This window comes from Haloferax sp. Atlit-10N (genome assembly GCF_003586325.1).
Lineage (GTDB): Archaea > Halobacteriota > Halobacteria > Halobacteriales > Haloferacaceae > Haloferax > Haloferax prahovense.
The window spans coordinates 1-476 of sequence record NZ_PSYX01000141.1 but is presented as its reverse complement, the minus strand read 5'-3'; the positions used below and the strand labels follow the sequence as shown (position 1 = coordinate 476).

The following is a 476-nucleotide window of genomic DNA, read 5'->3' as shown; positions in this document are numbered from 1 at the left end:
TGTCGGTCTGTTCTTCGACAGTCTGACGGTGGACGTGATGGGCAAGCTCACGAGCGAATACGCTCAGCTGTTCGAAGCCGTCATTCAGTGCGTACGCGCCGTCATCAGTTTGGTCGACGATTCCGCGATGTTGAAGCGGGGCAAGCGCACGGTGGACGGTACTTCGGTGGACGTCGGCGCGGCGTGCGAGTTCGGTCGCGGTCCGTGGGGTGTCGAGGTAGTAGCACACACGGAGGGCTGCCCCTGACAACAGCTCCGGCCAGTCGATGTGTGAATACTGTTGCGTGAGGTCCGTGAGTAACTCGAGGGCCTTTGCGTCCGACAGTCGAATCCGCTTTGTTTTCCCCTGTCGACGTGTCTCGACGAGGCCAGCCGTTTCGAGGCGTTCGACGAGTTCTGAGGTGTAGCTGAGACTCCGATCAAGACTTGTTGCGAGTGCAGAGACCGTCTGCTCACCGTGGAGGGCTGTAAGGGCG

General features: G+C 60.3%; 1 protein-coding gene. It reads right to left on the bottom strand.

Features of this window, described 5'->3' with window-relative positions:
• The coding region (locus tag C5B91_RS21565) for a helix-turn-helix domain-containing protein (protein ID WP_119713049.1) at positions 1–476 on the bottom strand (476 nt) is incomplete at both ends.